This is a genomic window from Streptomyces sp. NPDC026394 (assembly GCF_055567735.1).
The window spans coordinates 146335-161850 of sequence record NZ_JBVHPX010000015.1 but is presented as its reverse complement, the minus strand read 5'-3'; the positions used below and the strand labels follow the sequence as shown (position 1 = coordinate 161850).

Sequence of the window (15516 nt, the reverse complement as noted above, 5' to 3'; positions counted from 1 at the left end):
AACACACGGGCGGGTGGGTTCAGTCCTCCAGCAGCATGTCGTCGAAGATCTCGATCACCACGATGACGAGCAGCCCGTGCGCGACGACGTACTCGATGAGGAGTCCCGGCGCCACCTGGACCCTGCGGTCGTCCCGTGCGTGCCGACCGGCACCGTCGCCTTGTGGTACGGGTCGAGCGTCAGCTTGGCCGGCCCGCGTTCGAGCAGGTCACGCCGCTCGGGAGCCATGACGTCCGCCGTCGCCTTCGCCTCGACGGTGCAGGTGACGCGGTACGTCAACGTGCTCCCCCTCAGCCCTCCACGCTCTCGGCCGCCGCCTTCTTCGCCGTCGCGGCCGCAGCCGTGGTCTTCTTGGCGGCGGTCGTCTTCTTCGCCGTCGTGGTCTTCTTCGCGGCCGTCGTCTTCTTCGCGGCCGTCTTCTTCGCCGGGGCCTTCTTCGCGGCGGTCTTCTTCGCCGTCGCCTTCTTGGCCGGGGCCTTCTTGGCGGTCTTCTTCTTCGCCGGGCCCTTGGCGCGCTTCTCGGCGAGCAGCTCGTACCCGCGCTCCGGCGTGATCGTCTCGACGTCGTCGTCCCGCCGCAGCGTCGCGTTGGTCTCGCCGTCGGTGACGTACGGGCCGAAGCGGCCGTCCTTGACGACCACGGGGCGCTCGCTGACCGGGTCGGTGCCCAGCTCCTTCAGCGGCGGCTTGGCGGCGGCCCGGCCGCGCTGCTTGGGCTGCGCGTAGATGGCGAGGGCCTGCTCCAGCGTGATGTTGAAGATCTGGTCCTCGCTCTCCAGGGAGCGCGAGTCGGTGCCCTTCTTCAGGTACGGGCCGTAGCGGCCGTTCTGCGCGGTGATCTCGACGCCCTCGGGGTCCTTGCCGACGACGCGCGGCAGCGACATCAGCTTGAGGGCGTCGGCGAGGGTGACGGTGTCCAGGGACATCGACTTGAAGAGCGAGGCGGTGCGCGGCTTGACCGCGTTCTTGCCGGTCTTCGGGGTGCCCTCGGGCAGGATCTCGGTGACGTACGGGCCGTAGCGGCCGTCCTTGGCGACGATCTGGTTGCCGCTGTGCGGGTCCATGCCCAGCTCGAAGTCGCCGCTCGGCTTGGCGAGCAGCTCCTCCGCGTACGCGACGGTCAGCTCGTCGGGCGCCAGGTCCTCCGGCACGTCGGCGCGCTGGTGGCCCTCGGCGTCCTTCTCGCCGCGCTCCACGTACGGGCCGTAGCGGCCGACGCGCAGCATGATGCCGTCGCCGACCGGGAAGGAGGAGATCTCGCGGGCGTCGATCGCGCCGAGGTCGGTGACCAGTTCCTTCAGGCCTCCGAGGTGGTCGCCGTCGCCGTTGCCCGCCTCGGAGGCGGCGCCGGCCGCCTCGCCCTCGCCGAAGTAGAAGCGGCGCAGCCACGGCACGGACTGGGCCTCACCGCGCGCGATGCGGTCGAGGTCGTCCTCCATCTTGGCGGTGAAGTCGTAGTCGACGAGCCGCCCGAAGTGCTTCTCCAGGAGGTTGACCACGGCGAAGCTCAGGAAGGACGGCACCAGGGCGGTGCCCTTCTTGAAGACGTAGCCGCGGTCCAGGATGGTGCCGATGATCGACGCGTACGTCGACGGGCGGCCGATCTCGCGCTCTTCCAGCTCCTTGACCAGCGTCGCCTCGGTGTAGCGGGCCGGGGGCTTGGTGGCGTGGCCGTCCGCGGTGATCTCCCGCGCGGTCAGCGGGTCGCCCTCGGCGACCTGCGGCAGCCGCCGCTCGCGGTCGTCCAGCTCGGCGTTCGGGTCGTCGGCGCCTTCCACGTACGCCTTGAGGAAGCCGTGGAAGGTGATGGTCTTGCCGGAGGCGCTGAACTCGGCGTCCCGGCCGTCGGCCGTCCGGCCGCCGATCTTGACGGTGACGGAGTTGCCGGTGGCGTCCTTCATCTGGGAGGCGACGGTGCGCTTCCAGATCAGCTCGTACAGCCTGAACTGATCACCGGTCAGGCCGGTCTCCGCCGGGGTGCGGAAACGATCACCCGAAGGCCGGATCGCCTCGTGCGCCTCCTGCGCGTTCTTGACCTTGCCCGCGTACGAGCGCGGCTTGTCCGGCAGGTACGCGGCGCCGTAAAGCTGCGTGACCTGGGCGCGGGCCGCGGAGATCGCGGTGTCCGAGAGCGTCGTGGAGTCCGTACGCATATAGGTGATGAAGCCGTTCTCGTACAGCTTCTGCGCCACCTGCATGGTGGACTTCGCGCCGAAGCCCAGCTTGCGGCTGGCCTCCTGCTGGAGCGTGGTCGTACGGAACGGGGCGTACGGGGAGCGGCGGTACGGCTTGGACTCGACCGAGCGGACCGCGAAGTCGGTGTTTTCCAGGGCGGCGGCCAGCGCGCGGGCGTTGGTCTCGTCCAGGTGGAGGACGTCGGCGTTCTTCAACTGCCCGTTGGCGCCGAAGTCGCGGCCCTGGGCTACGCGGCGGCCGTCGACCGTGGACAGGCGGGCGGCCAGGGTGGACGGGTCGCTGGTGTCGCCCTCGCGGCCCGTGGAGAACGTGCCGGTCAGGTCCCAGTACTCGGCGGAGCGGAAGGCGATGCGCTCGCGCTCCCGCTCGACGACGAGGCGGGTGGCCACCGACTGCACCCGGCCGGCCGACAGGCGCGGCATGACCTTCTTCCACAGGACCGGCGAGACCTCGTAGCCGTAGAGGCGGTCGAGGATGCGGCGGGTCTCCTGGGCGTCGACCAGCTTCTGGTTCAGCTCGCGCGGGTTGGCGACGGCGGCCCGGATCGCGTCCTTGGTGATCTCGTGGAAGACCATCCGGTGGACCGGGACCTTGGGCTTGAGGATCTCCTGGAGGTGCCAGGCGATGGCCTCGCCCTCGCGGTCCTCATCGGTGGCGAGGAAGAGTTCGTCGGACTCGGCCAGCAGCTCCTTGAGCTTCTTGACCTGGTCCTTCTTGTCACTGTTGACGACGTAGATCGGCTGGAAGTCGGCGTCGACGTTCACGCCGAGACGGGCCCAGGGCTCGCCCTTGTACTTCGCCGGGACCTCCGCCGCGCCGTTCGGGAGGTCGCGGATGTGCCCGACGCTGGCCTCGACCACGTAGCCGGGGCCGAGGTAGCCCTTGATCGTCTTCGCCTTGGCAGGCGACTCGACGATGACGAGTCGGCGGCCGCCGCCCTGTGCGGTCTCGCTGGTCGGGGACAACTTCGCTCTTCTCTCCGGTCGACGCTGGGGGTAACCCCCCGGGCCGGAGCTCTGGGGGACACTGCGGTGACGCTTGACGCTGCGGAGTGTGACGGTACATCCCGCCCTCGTGTCAAACGGAAAAACCCCGCAACGCCACTCGAACGGTAACCCGACTACATGCCTTCATGCCGCCCGGACCGGACACGGGCCGGTGCCGGACCCGGCTCCGGGCCGGTCGGCCGGGGGCTGCGGACTGGGGGCTGCGGGGTTGCGGGCTGCGGGGTTGCGGGCTGCGCGGACAGGACGGCCGGTGGCCGTATCCGTTCTCACCCCGTACTGTCCCCTCTCGACCGTGCCCTCCCACGCGGTGCCGCCGTCCCGGCCGGGGCGGGGCGTGATGTCGCCGGCGTGCGGGAAGTGGCGGGGACGGCTGGAGCGGCCGGGAGAGTCGCGGTAGCCGGGATGACTGGAGGGGCTGGTGGGTCTGTGTGGAGCCGGGGCCGGGGCCGTCGCCCCGGCAGAGCGCGTTTGTCCTGAATCAGGGCGACTACGCCAGGTCGTCGAGCCGGGCCCGGTGCGGTGAGTACTCCGTGAACGCCCCCTCCTCCCCCGCCGCCGTACGGAACGCGACGCTGCGCCGCGCGGCGGTCGCCGTCGGCGTCGGCGCCCTCGGCGCGGCCTATCTGTGGCACACCAATCCCCACGAACCGGGGCAGGTACTGCTTCCGTGTCCGTTCCGCTGGGCGACCGGGCTGCTCTGCCCCGCGTGCGGCGGGACCCGGATGGCGTATGACCTGATGCACGGCGACCTCGTGACGGCCTTCCACGACAACGCCGTCCTGCTGACCCTGGGCGGACCGGCCGCCGCGTACATGACCAGCCGGTGGCTGTACGCGGGGCTGCGCGGGCACCGGTTCCGGGCCCGCCTCGGGGCGCGCGGCAACGCCGTCGTCCTCGGTGTCGCCGCCGCCTGGATGCTGGTGCGCAATCTCACGGGCTGACCGGGGGTCTCACCCCGCGGGCACCGCCCGCACGCGGACGGCCGCCGGGCGCGCCGCGGGGGAAGCGGCGCGCCCGGCGTACCGTGCGTCCTGAGAGGTGCCCTACGGCCCGCTTCAGCGCACCGTGACCGTGATCACCGGGGAGATCACGCCGCCGCCGGCGATCCGAAGCTGGTTGACGCCCTTGATGCCCAGCTTGACGCGGAGCGAGTAGGCGCCGGTCTTGTTGGTGGTGACGCTGGCGGGCAGCGAGACCCACTTGGCGCCCTGCTTCTGCTGGACGGTGACCTTGGTGCCCGCCTTGATGCCGGTGGAGGTGCCGGAGATACGGAACTCCTGCCACGCCTTGACCGAGGTCGTGCTCGCCTTGGCGGTGAGCGTGGCCTTCTGCGGGGCCTTGGCGGCCACGGAGTGGGCGGCCGGGGACGCGGGGGCCGCGGAGGCGGCGGCCGCGGTCCCGGCAACGAGAGCGGCGCTGAGAACCCCTGCGGCGGCGAGGCGGTATGCACGGTTCATGACGTGTTCCTCCCTGTTGGGCCGGTTGATGGCCTTCCCTCTGGAACACGGGCAGATGGCCGTTCCGGTTGCCTCACGGGGGAGTGGTTTTGCGTGAGTTTTTTCTGGTAGTGCGGAAGTGAACAGGCCGTGGCCGCAATGCAGTTGAGTGCGCAACGAAAGGGATGGGGAAGGCTGGGCGGCAGGCGCTTCTTGTGAAGACGGCGGGGGAGGGTGGGGCGTTCCCTCGGGGCTCCCGGGAACTTCCGGATGCGCCCGGTGGCCTGCCCCGTCCGCCCCGTCCGCGCTACAGCAGCAGCCAGCATCCCGTCCCCAGGAACAGCACGCCGAAGAGCAGCGCCAGCGCCGTACCCGACGTCCGGCCCACCCCGTCGGCGACCGGCTCCCCGGCCCGTACGCACACGCCCGTCCACACCAGCAGGCCGGCGCCGAACAGCGCGAAGGCCGCCCCGGCGAACGCCTCGGGACCACTCTCCATGCGGGCAGAGTGGCACTCCCGGGCAGCGCGGCGACGAACCTCGGGTGAATGCCACCTGTACGGCCTGACCGTCGCCCCTCGGGGCCGTCGTCCCTCGGACCGGGGGCGGGGCCTCTCTCCGCCGCCCCTCGGCCCGGCCCCGCCGTCACCCCTTCGGCTCGACCACGCCGTCCCCCCCCTCGGCCCGGGATTCAGTCCGTCCCGGTCGCCACCGGCTCCAGGAAGCCCTGCTCGACGAGGGTCCGGATCGCGTCCGGCGTACGGTCGCGCAGCAACACCGGATCCTCGCCGACCAGTTGCGCGATCGCGTCGAGGATCCGTCCGGCGGGCAGCGAGCCGTCGCAGACCCCGGCGAAGCCCGCGCCGACCGTGTCCACCTTCGTGGCGCGCCGCATGCCGCGGTTCTGCCGCAGGACCACGTGCTCCGGGTCCTCGGCCCCGGGCAGCCCGACCTGTTCCTGCACGACCTCGTCGGCGAGCCGGAAATGGCCGGCCAGCAGGGCCGCGTCGTCCGTCGCGCGCAGGTAGTCCTGGCGTTCGAAATGCTGGACGACCGCGGTGCCCAGCGGCTGCTCGACCGGGTGCGGCCATTCCTCGACCGTGATCGACGGGTCCGTCGCGCCGGACTTGCGCAGGGTGATCCACCCGAAGCCGACGGCCTTGGTCCGCCGGGTCGCGAACTCCTCCAGCCAGGCGTCGTAGCGCGCCGCGTACTCCTCCGGACCCGTACGGTGGTCGCCGGCGTCCCGCAGCCACAGCTCCGCGTACTGCGTCACGTCCTGGACCTCACGCTGCACGATCCACGCGTCGCAGCCGCGCGGCACCCAGGAGCGCAGCCGGTCGCGCCAGTCCTCGCCCTCGACGTGCTGCCAGTTGGCGAGCAGCTGGCAGTACCCGCCGTCGTTCAGATGGTCCGCGGCCTGCTGGACGATGGTGCGGCACAGGTCGTCGCCGCCCATGCCGCCGTCCCGGTAGGTCAGCCGGGCGCCCGGCGAGATCACGAAGGGCGGGTTGGAGACGATCAGGTCGTACGTCTCCTCGCCCACCGGGTCGAACAGCGAGCCCTCCCGCAGGTCGGCGGCGGCCGCGCCGGACAGCGCCAGCGTCAGCCCGGCGATCCGCAGCGCCCGCGGGTTCAGGTCGGTGGCCGTGACCTCGGTCGCGTACGGGGAGACGTGCAGCGCCTGGATGCCGGAGCCGGTGCCGAGGTCGAGGACCTTGGCGACGGGGGTGCGGACCGTGATGCCGGCCAGCGTCGTGGACGCGCCGCCGACCCCGAGCACCAACTGCGCGCGGTCCACACCCGCGGCCTCCTCGGCGGCCCGGATGCCGCCCGCGCCACCGACCGCGCACCCGAGGTCGGAGACGATCCACCAGTCCTGGCCGTCGGGGCCGCCGTACGGACGCACGTCGACGCTCGCCCGGACCTCGTCGCCGTCGCGCACCAGCCAGCCGTCGGCGAGGCAGTCGTCCACCGGCAGCGCGGCGGCGGCCCGGTCGTACGGCACCGGGCGCTGGAGCAGGAACAGCCGCACCAGGGTGGACAGCGGGCCGTCGTCCCGGGTCGCGCGGAGCGCCGGAACGGTCTCGCTGCGGGCCAGCGCGGCGTAGGCGGGCGCGCCGAGCAGCTCCAGCAGGCCGTCGGCGGTGAACGCGGCGTCGCGCAGCGCGTCGCGCATCCGGGCCGTACGGGCGGCGGAATCGGGGTCTCGAAGGTCTGCGGTGGGGAGGTGCGTACTCACGCTCCCATTGTCAGGCCAACCACTGACAAACGGCCACGGCCCGGCCACGCCGCGGCCGACGGGGCACGGCGGACGGCGGACGGCGAGTCGGGCTGCGGGGTGCGGGGCGAGCGGCGGACGGCGAGTCGGGAGGCGAGCGGTGGGGCGGGCGCGGCCGACGGGATGCCCGCCGGCGTGTCGGCCGCGCGCCCGCCATGTCCCGACGGCGTGTCGGCCGCGACCCGGCCGCGCCTGACGGCGTGTCGGCCGCTCCCCGGGGCGCTCGTGGACGTGCACGGTGGCCGTACTCGGCGGCCGTGGCGGCCCTGCGCGGTGGCCCTCCCGAGGCCGGCCCCAGCATCCCTGAGCGACAGCCGTGCCCGGGGGGCGGCGGCCGCCGCGCCCGCCTCGGCTACTTCTTCGGCGCGGCCGACCCGCCGCCCTCGGTGGCCTTCTGGTTCTGGCAGCCGGACTGCCCCGCCATCGCCTTCTTGACGTCGCCGGACTCCAGCTTGCTGAACGCCTGTTCGCTCTTCTTGTTGAGCTTGTTGATGCCGTCGGACAGCGTCCGCAGGCCGTCCGCGAACTTGCCCTTGTCCCCGGTGTCCAGGCCGTCGACCTGCTTCTTGAGGTCGGCGTAGCCCTTGGAGAGGTCGTTGAGCTCCTTGACCGCGTTCTTCTGGGACTCCTCGCCGCCGTCGGCGGGCGGCGCGCCGGCCTGGTCGAGCGACTTCGCCAGCGACGCGTAGGCGTCGGAGATCTGCTGGAACGCCTTGGAGTCGGCCTCCTGGACCTTCTTGGAGTCGGTACCGCCGCTGTCGGCCGTCTGCATGGACGTGTTGGCGTCCTGGATCTTCTTGAACTGGGCCTGGGCGGGGTCGCAGAACTTTTTGGCCCAGGCGTCGAGCTTATTGTCACCGTCGTCGCTGCAGCCGGTCAGCGCGAGCATCAGTGCCGCGCCGCCGGACAGCGCGGCCACAAGCTTCTTCTTCACCGGATTGGTCCCTTCCATGGCTCTCGGCCCCGGAACATACACGTCCGAGGGCCCCCGGCCATGAGCCGGTCGGCCCGTACGCCCCTCATTGCAGCCATTTGCACCAAGCCCTGTGACGCGGCCGGGCGCACAGCAGTGCGGGCGGAGGGCGTGCTCAAAGCACGCCCTCCGCCCGCCCGTTGAGCGGCGCGGACGCTCCGCCCGCTAGGAGACCACCGCCGGGTCGGCGGTCTGCGCCACCTTCCCCGAGTTGTTGTCTTCGTCACCCACCGCGATGCCGCGGCGCTTGGAGACGTACACCGCGCCGACGATGACGACGATCGCCACCCCGGCGGCCACGATCCGCACGCCGGTGCTCTTGTCCGCGCCGTAGCTGAACTTCACGACGGCCGGCGCGATCAGCAGTGCCACCAGGTTCATGACCTTCAGCAGCGGGTTGATCGCGGGGCCCGCGGTGTCCTTGAACGGGTCGCCGACCGTGTCGCCGATGACGGTCGCGGCATGCGCCTCGCTGCCCTTGCCGCCGTGGTGGCCGTCCTCGACCAGCTTCTTCGCGTTGTCCCAGGCGCCGCCCGAGTTGGCGAGGAAGACCGCCATCAGGGTGCCGGTGCCGATGGCGCCCGCGAGGAACGAGCCGAGCGCGCCGACGCCGAGCGAGAAACCGACGGCGATCGGCGTGAGCACCGCCAGCAGGCCGGGGGTGGCCAGCTCGCGCAGCGCGTCCTTGGTGCAGATGTCCACGACACGCCCGTACTCCGGCTGCTCCGTGTAGTCCATGATCCCGGGCTTCTCACGGAACTGCCGCCGCACCTCGAAGACGACCGAGCCGGCCGACCGGGACACCGCGTTGATCGCCAGCCCCGAGAAGAGGAAGACGACGGAGGCGCCCAGCACCAGGCCGACCAGGTTGTTCGGCTGCGAGATGTCCAGGCTCAGGCCCATGCCCCGGGCGGCGTCCCCGACGTCCCGTACGGCCGTGGCGATCGCGTCGCGGTACGAGCCGAACAGCGCCGCCGCGGCCAGTACGGCCGTGGCGATGGCGATGCCCTTGGTGATGGCCTTGGTGGTGTTGCCGACGGCGTCCAGGTCGGTGAGGACCTGCGCGCCGTCGCCGGTGACGTCGCCGGACATCTCGGCGATGCCCTGGGCGTTGTCGGAAACCGGGCCGAAGGTGTCCATCGCGACGATCACGCCGACGGTGGTCAGCAGGCCGGTGCCGGCCAGCGCCACCGCGAACAGCGCCAGCATGATGGACGTGCCGCCCAGCAGGAAGGCGCCGTACACGGACAGGGCGATCAGCACCGCGGAGTAGACCGCGGACTCCAGACCGAGGGAGATCCCGGAGAGCACCACCGTCGCCGGGCCGGTCAGGGAGGTCTTGCCGACGTCCCGTACCGGCCGTCGGCTGGTCTCCGTGAAGTAACCGGTGAGCTGCTGGATGAGCGCGGCCAGCACGATGCCGATGGCGACCGCCACCAGCGCCAGCACCCGCGGATCGCCGCTGCGGCCCAGGATCGCCGGGTCCGTGACACCGGACAGGTCGGCGTAGGAGGACGGCAGGTACGTGAAGACCGCGACCGCCACGAGGACCAGCGAGATGGCCGCGGAGATGAAGAAGCCACGGTTGATGGCGGTCATGCCGCTGCGGTCGGAGCGCCGGGGCGCCACGACGAAGATGCCGATCATGGCCGTGACCACACCGATGGCCGGGACCAGCAGCGGGAAGGCCAGGCCCGAGTCGCCGAAGGCGGCCATGCCCAGGATGAGGGCGGCGACCAGCGTCACGGCGTACGACTCGAAGAGGTCGGCGGCCATGCCGGCGCAGTCGCCGACGTTGTCGCCCACGTTGTCCGCGATGGTCGCGGCGTTGCGCGGGTCGTCCTCGGGGATGCCCTGCTCGACCTTGCCGACGAGGTCGGCGCCGACGTCCGCGGCCTTGGTGAAGATGCCGCCGCCGACCCGCATGAACATCGCGATCAGCGCGGCGCCGAGACCGAAGCCCTCCAGGACCTTGGGTGCGTCGACCGCGTAGACGAGCACCACACAGGACGCGCCGAGCAGGCCGAGCCCCACGGTGAACATGCCGACGACGCCGCCCGTACGGAAAGCGATCTTCATGGCCTTGTGCGAGACGGCGGTGAGATCCTTTTTCGCCTCGCCCTCGCCCGGCGTGGCTTCCCGGGCGGCAGCGGCGACGCGCACATTGCTGCGCACCGCCAGCCACATCCCGATATAGCCGGTGGCGGCCGAGAAACCGGCGCCGATCAAGAAGAAGACGCTGCGCCCGGCGCGCTGCGTCCAGTTGTCCGCGGGAAGCAGCATGAGCAGGAAGAACACCACCACGGCGAAAACGCCGAGGGTGCGCAACTGCCGGGCGAGATAGGCATTCGCGCCTTCCTGCACGGCGGCAGCGATCTTCTTCATGCTGTCGGTGCCCTCACCGGCGGCGAGCACTTGCCGCACCAGCACCGCCGCGACGGCCAGTGCCGCGAGCGCCACGACGGCGATCACCAGCACCATGCCGCGGTTGCCCGACGTCAGCGATGGCTCGGCCAGGTAAGAGGGGTGTTCCAGCAACTGAGGGGTGTAAGGCCCCGCCATTCGTCCTCCTTGACGTTTGGCACATGGGCGCGCGGATGCACGCTCAGGCGTCCTGAGCAAAGTTGTGGACGGATTGTAGGTAGCGGCACCAGATCAAAACAGGGCGCCTCAAAGGGAATTCGCCGGTGGCGGCCGAGATCGTTCGAAGAACGGACGGAGATCGGACAGAGATCAGGCGAAGAAGCAGCGAAGATCGAAAATAGCGGGGCCGTAGCCGCGTCGCCGCAATTCGCCTGGACGAATGAATGCGAATAATTAGCTGACAACTGAATGATGATCTCAGGGTCTTACCTAACGCCGCTGCTCACGGCGCCGCGAACGAGCGCCGCGCGGCCCGGCCGGGCCGCCGTCGGGCCGTCGTCGGGCCGGCGTCGGGCCGTCGTCGGGCCACCGTCGGGCCGGCGGGCACCGGGCGGCTCGGGGGCCCCGTGCGGGGTCCCGCACGGGGCCCCGGTGTGCCCGGCCGCCCCGCCAGGTGCCGGTGGCGCCGCGGGCATGGTCCGGCGGCGGTACGGGGTCGGTGGACGCCCGGCTGCGTCGGTGCCTGCGTACCGCCACGGAAGTACGCACTCCGGTAGGGGGCACGCGGCCCCGGGACGGCGGCGGACCGTACGCCCGGTACGGCCGGGTGGGGAGGCGGAGGAGCCGGGCGCACGGGACCGGTGGGTACGGGGAACCCGCTGGGTACGAGCGTGCGGATGTGGCCGGAAGAGGAGGGTGAGGGGGAAGGCCCCCGAGTGGCCGGATGGTGAGCCCCGGCCGCCGCATGCCACACGAAAGAGTTGGGGCACGTACGGCTGAATGGGGCGTGCGGGAGTGAAAGAGGGCGCGTGCGGACGCGGAGATGCTCGTGCAGGCGCGGAAGGGCGCGTGCGGGCGCGGAGGGGCGCGAGACGGGCTTCCTGCGGTGCGGGTGGGATCGCCGGTGCGCCAGGCGCGCGCCCGTAGCCCGTCGCAGCAGCCGGCAGACGCTACGGCGAGGGCCTCCCCGCTACCGGGGCAGCCGCGCTACGCATGCGTCACTGCAACGTGGGCAGCCCCGCACCAGAAGAACGCCGCCCCGACGACAGAGCCCCGACGACAGAACCGCCAGCTCTACGGCAGGCCGGCCCCTACGGCAGCACCGGCGCCGGTGTCGTGGGCCAGCTCATGCGGATGATGCCGCCGGTGTCGCCGGCGGTCACCTCGACGTCGTCGACCAGCCCGCTGATGACCGCGAGCCCCATCTCGTCGTCGCTCTCGGCCGCGTCACCGTTGTCCGAGGCGGGTCCGCCGGGCAGCGGCTCCCCGTTCAGACCGCGGACGCCAGGCACCGCACCGGCACCCGCCGGGCTCCCCGGGACCTCGTCGCCCACCTCGATGGAGAACTTCTTCTCGTCCTCGACCAGGGCGACCCGTACCGGGGCCGTGATGTTGTTGGTGCGGTGCAGCCCCACCGCACGGGTGCACGCCTCACCGACGGCGAGCCGAACCTCGTCCAGCACGGCCTCGTCCACCCCGGCCCGCCTCGCCACGGCAGCCGCGACCAGCCGCGCGGTGCGGACGTGCTCGGGAAGGGCGCTGAAGCGGAGTTCGACGGTGGCCATGCCATCCCCCTCGGTATGCGGGCGTGCAACGCAGGGGGCCGGACCGCCAAGCCCGGTTCCCCCCACTGCTTCCAACCCCCGCGCCGCGGCGCGGGGACCGGCGAGCCGTCAGTCGGTGGCTGCGACGGCTTCGTCGACCGAGGTGTGAATCGGGAACACCTTGGTCAGTCCGGTGATACGGAAGATCTTCAAAATGCGCTCCTGGTTGCAGACCAGGCGCAGCGAGCCCTCGTGGGCACGCACCCGCTTGAGCCCGCCGACCAGAACGCCGAGCCCCGTGGAGTCCAGGAAGTCGACACGCTCCATGTCCACCACGAGGTGGTAGCTTCCGTCGTTCACGAGCTCGACCAGCTGCTCCCGCAGCTTGGGCGCGGTGTATACATCAATCTCGCCACCGACCTCGACGACCGTACGGTCGCCAACGGTCCGGGTCGACAGGGACAGGTCCACGGATCCTCCAGCACCTTGCTATCGAGCGGTCGCCCCCCATGGATCGGCAGCCGCGATGGCATTCAATCACTTACCAGCAGGCGTGCACGACGCCTTGTGCGCATTGTCCGTCACACCGGTGACACACTCGGTGCCGATGGCCTCCAATCAGTTGCCCCCGGACGGGGGCACCAGACCCTCCCCGCGCACGGTCCTGGACCGTCTCACCCAGGGGGCGTCCCGCGCTACGCGCATCACTCATACGGAGCACTTGCCCCCGCGCATCGGCAGCCATGCGGAATGGCCCGCACGGATCCGTCCGGAGGTGCTGGAAGCCGTCGGCGCCGCCGGGATCGCCCGCCCGTGGACCCATCAGGCGCGTACCGTCGAGCACGCGCTGCGGGGCGAATCGGTCGTCATCGCCACCGGTACGGCGTCCGGGAAGTCGCTCGCCTACCTGGTCCCGGTGCTGTCCGGGCTCCTGGACGGTTCCGAGGCCCCGAACGGGCGCGGCGCCACGGCCCTGTACCTGGCGCCCACCAAGGCGCTCGCCGCCGATCAGCGGCGCGCCGTCGGCGAACTCGCCGCGCCGCTCGGTACCGCGGTGCGGCCGGCCGTGTATGACGGCGACACGCCGGTCGAGGAACGCGAATGGGTGCGCCAGTACGGCAACTACGTCCTGACCAACCCCGACATGCTCCACCTGGGCATCCTCCCGGCCCACCCCCGCTGGTCCTCCTTCCTGCGCGCCCTGCGCTACGTCGTCATCGACGAGTGCCACACCTACCGCGGCGTCTTCGGCTCCCACGTGGCCCAGGTCATACGCCGCCTCCGGCGTGTCTGTGCCCGGTACGGCTCCGAACCGGTCTTCCTGCTGGCCTCGGCCACCGCCGCCGAACCGGCGCAGGCGGCCGAGCGGCTGACGGGTCTTCCTGTGGCCGAAGTCACGGAGGACACCTCGCCGCGCGGCGAGGTGGTCTTCGCGCTGTGGGAGCCGCCGCTGACGGAGCTGCACGGCGAGCAGGGCGCCCCCGTACGCCGGACCGCCACCGCCGAGACCGCCGACCTGCTGACCGACCTCGCGCTCCAGGATGTCCGTACCGTCGCCTTCGTACGGTCGCGGCGCGGCGCCGAGCTGATCGCCCTCATCGCGCAGGAGCGGCTGGGGACGGTCGCACGGGCCCTGGCCCAGCGGGTGGCCGCCTACCGGGGCGGCTATCTGCCGGAGGAGCGGCGGGCGCTGGAGCGCGCCCTGCACACCGGCGACCTGCTCGGCCTGGCCGCCACCACGGCCCTGGAGCTGGGCGTGGACGTCTCCGGGCTGGACGCCGTACTGATCGCCGGGTACCCGGGCACCCGCGCCTCCCTGTGGCAGCAGGCCGGGCGCGCGGGGCGGGCCGGACAGGGCGCGCTCGCCGTCCTCGTCGCCCGGGACGACCCGCTGGACACCTACCTCGTGCACCATCCGGAGGCGCTCTTCGACCAGCCCGTCGAGTCCACCGTGCTGGACCCGGACAATCCGTACGTGCTCGCGCCGCACCTGTGCGCGGCCGCCGCGGAACTCCCGCTCACCGAGGACGACTTCCCCCTTTTCGGCCCCGCCGCACCGGGCCTCCTCCCCTCGCTGGAGGCCCGCAAGCTGTTGCGCCGCCGCGCCAGGGCGTGGCACTGGACCCGGCGCGAGCGGGCCGCCGACCTCGCCGACATCCGCGGGCAGGGCGGCTCGCCCGTACAGGTCGTGGAGGCGGGCACCGGCCGTCTGCTGGGCACGGTGGACGCGGGCGCCGCGCACACCAGCGTCCACGACGGCGCCGTCCACCTCCACCAGGGCCGTACGTACCTGGTCGAGCACCTGGACCTGGAGGACGACGTGGCCCTCGTCCAGGAGGCGAACCCGCCGTATTCGACGACCGCGCGCGACACCACCGCCATCGCCGTACTGGAGACCGAGACGGAGGTCCCGTGGGGCGACGCGCGCCTGTGCTTCGGCTCGGTGGAGGTCACCAACCAGGTCGTCTCCTACCTGCGCCGCCGGCTGATCACGGGCGAGGTGCTGGGCGAGGCGAAACTCGACCTGCCGCCCCGTACGCTGCGCACCCGGGCCGTGTGGTGGACCGTCACCGAGGACCAGCTCGACGCGGCCCGCGTCAATCCCGAACAGCTCGGCGGCGCCCTGCACGCCGCCGAACACGCCTCCATCGGCCTGCTGCCGCTGTTCGCCACCTGTGACCGATGGGACATCGGCGGCGTGTCCCTCCCGCTGCACCCCGACACCCTCCTTCCCACCGTCTTCGTCTACGACGGCCACCCGGGCGGCGCGGGCTTCGCCGAACGCGCCTTCCGCACCGCCCCGGAGTGGCTCGCGGCCACCCGCAAGGCCATCGCCTCCTGCGAGTGCGAGGCCGGCTGCCCGTCCTGCATCCAGTCGCCCAAGTGCGGCAACGGCAACGACCCGCTCCACAAACGGGGCGCCGTACGACTCCTGACCGAACTCCTCAAGAACGCGCCGGAACCGGCTTCCTGAGCGCCCGCGGAATCGACTGATGACCGTTTTCTTCTGTGCCAAGTGCGGCAACACGCTCACCCCGGACCTGCGGCGGCTTCCCGCCGTCCCCGACGTGTCGACGCACGACAAGGACCGCGACAGGAGGACGGGACTCGCCGCCTCCACCGTGCCGCCGGGCCACTACGCGATCGATCCCGAGCCGTGGGGCGCCCCGTTCGAGCCCGCCGGGCCCGGGCGCGGGCGCGTCATGAACGACCGGGCTCTGCTCATGCCGCCCGGCATGGCCGACTTGGTCTCCGCCGGCCCACGGAACACGGTGATCGTCCACCCGGACGACACGCCGGATCTCCGCCAGGTCGCCGTCCCCGCGGGCCACCACGGTTGCTGCGGCCCGTTGGGCACGAGCGGCCGCAACATGGCGTGCACCTGCGGGACGCTCGTCGCCACCCTCGCGGCCGACTGCATGGGGCCGCATGAACTGCACCTCGATCCGGTGCGTGTGTACGGTTACGACGAGGGGGCGTCCGGGGCGTAGGCCGGG

The 15516-nt window shown here is 71.9% G+C and carries 11 protein-coding genes; 3 read left to right on the top strand and 8 right to left on the bottom strand.

Annotated features, from left to right (window positions below):
• Positions 1-290: 290 nt before the first annotated feature.
• Positions 291-3161, bottom strand: coding sequence for a type I DNA topoisomerase (topA, locus tag ACZ4QV_RS29800; RefSeq protein WP_467763625.1), 2871 nt, complete (start codon positions 3159-3161; stop codon positions 291-293).
• Positions 3162-3733: 572 nt separating this feature from the next.
• Here topA and ACZ4QV_RS29795 point away from each other — a divergent pair.
• On the top strand, positions 3734-4144 hold the full coding sequence (locus tag ACZ4QV_RS29795; protein ID WP_467763624.1) for a DUF2752 domain-containing protein: 411 nt from the start codon (positions 3734-3736) through the stop codon (positions 4142-4144).
• A gap of 114 nt (positions 4145-4258) precedes the next feature.
• Here the strand turns inward: ACZ4QV_RS29795 and ACZ4QV_RS29790 are convergent, their stop codons facing one another.
• From ACZ4QV_RS29790 to bldG, 7 genes are all read right to left on the bottom strand, one after another.
• Positions 4259-4660 carry a hypothetical protein gene (locus tag ACZ4QV_RS29790; protein WP_361155535.1) on the bottom strand — a complete coding sequence of 134 codons (402 nt, stop codon included), beginning with the start codon at positions 4658-4660 and terminating at the stop codon, positions 4259-4261.
• 286 nt (positions 4661-4946) lie between these two features.
• A complete protein-coding gene (locus ACZ4QV_RS29785) occupies positions 4947-5138 on the bottom strand; it encodes a hypothetical protein (RefSeq protein WP_361155533.1) in 192 nt (63 codons plus the stop codon).
• A 191-nt stretch (positions 5139-5329) separates the two neighbouring features.
• Positions 5330-6880 carry a DUF7059 domain-containing protein gene (locus tag ACZ4QV_RS29780; RefSeq protein WP_361878729.1) on the bottom strand — a complete coding sequence of 517 codons (1551 nt, stop codon included), beginning with the start codon at positions 6878-6880 and terminating at the stop codon, positions 5330-5332.
• A gap of 391 nt (positions 6881-7271) precedes the next feature.
• Positions 7272-7853: a small secreted protein gene (locus tag ACZ4QV_RS29775; RefSeq protein ID WP_361155529.1), complete on the bottom strand. Its 582-nt coding sequence runs from the start codon at positions 7851-7853 to the stop codon at positions 7272-7274.
• 204 nt (positions 7854-8057) lie between these two features.
• Positions 8058-10454: a sodium-translocating pyrophosphatase gene (locus ACZ4QV_RS29770; RefSeq protein ID WP_361155527.1), complete on the bottom strand. Its 2397-nt coding sequence runs from the start codon at positions 10452-10454 to the stop codon at positions 8058-8060.
• Positions 10455-11566: 1112 nt separating this feature from the next.
• Positions 11567-12040, bottom strand: coding sequence for an ATP-binding protein (locus tag ACZ4QV_RS29765; RefSeq protein WP_361155525.1), 474 nt, complete (start codon positions 12038-12040; stop codon positions 11567-11569).
• Positions 12041-12148: 108 nt separating this feature from the next.
• Positions 12149-12490: an anti-sigma factor antagonist BldG gene (gene bldG, locus ACZ4QV_RS29760; RefSeq protein ID WP_004571875.1), complete on the bottom strand. Its 342-nt coding sequence runs from the start codon at positions 12488-12490 to the stop codon at positions 12149-12151.
• Between the two features lie 55 nt (positions 12491-12545).
• On the opposite strand from bldG, the gene ACZ4QV_RS29755 reads away from it, so the two are divergent.
• Positions 12546-14993 (top strand): DEAD/DEAH box helicase, encoded by a 2448-nt coding sequence (locus ACZ4QV_RS29755; protein WP_467763623.1) that lies wholly within the window; start codon positions 12546-12548, stop codon positions 14991-14993.
• Positions 14994-15012: 19 nt separating this feature from the next.
• Positions 15013-15510: a hypothetical protein gene (locus ACZ4QV_RS29750; RefSeq protein WP_361155521.1), complete on the top strand. Its 498-nt coding sequence runs from the start codon at positions 15013-15015 to the stop codon at positions 15508-15510.
• Positions 15511-15516 lie beyond the last annotated feature (6 nt).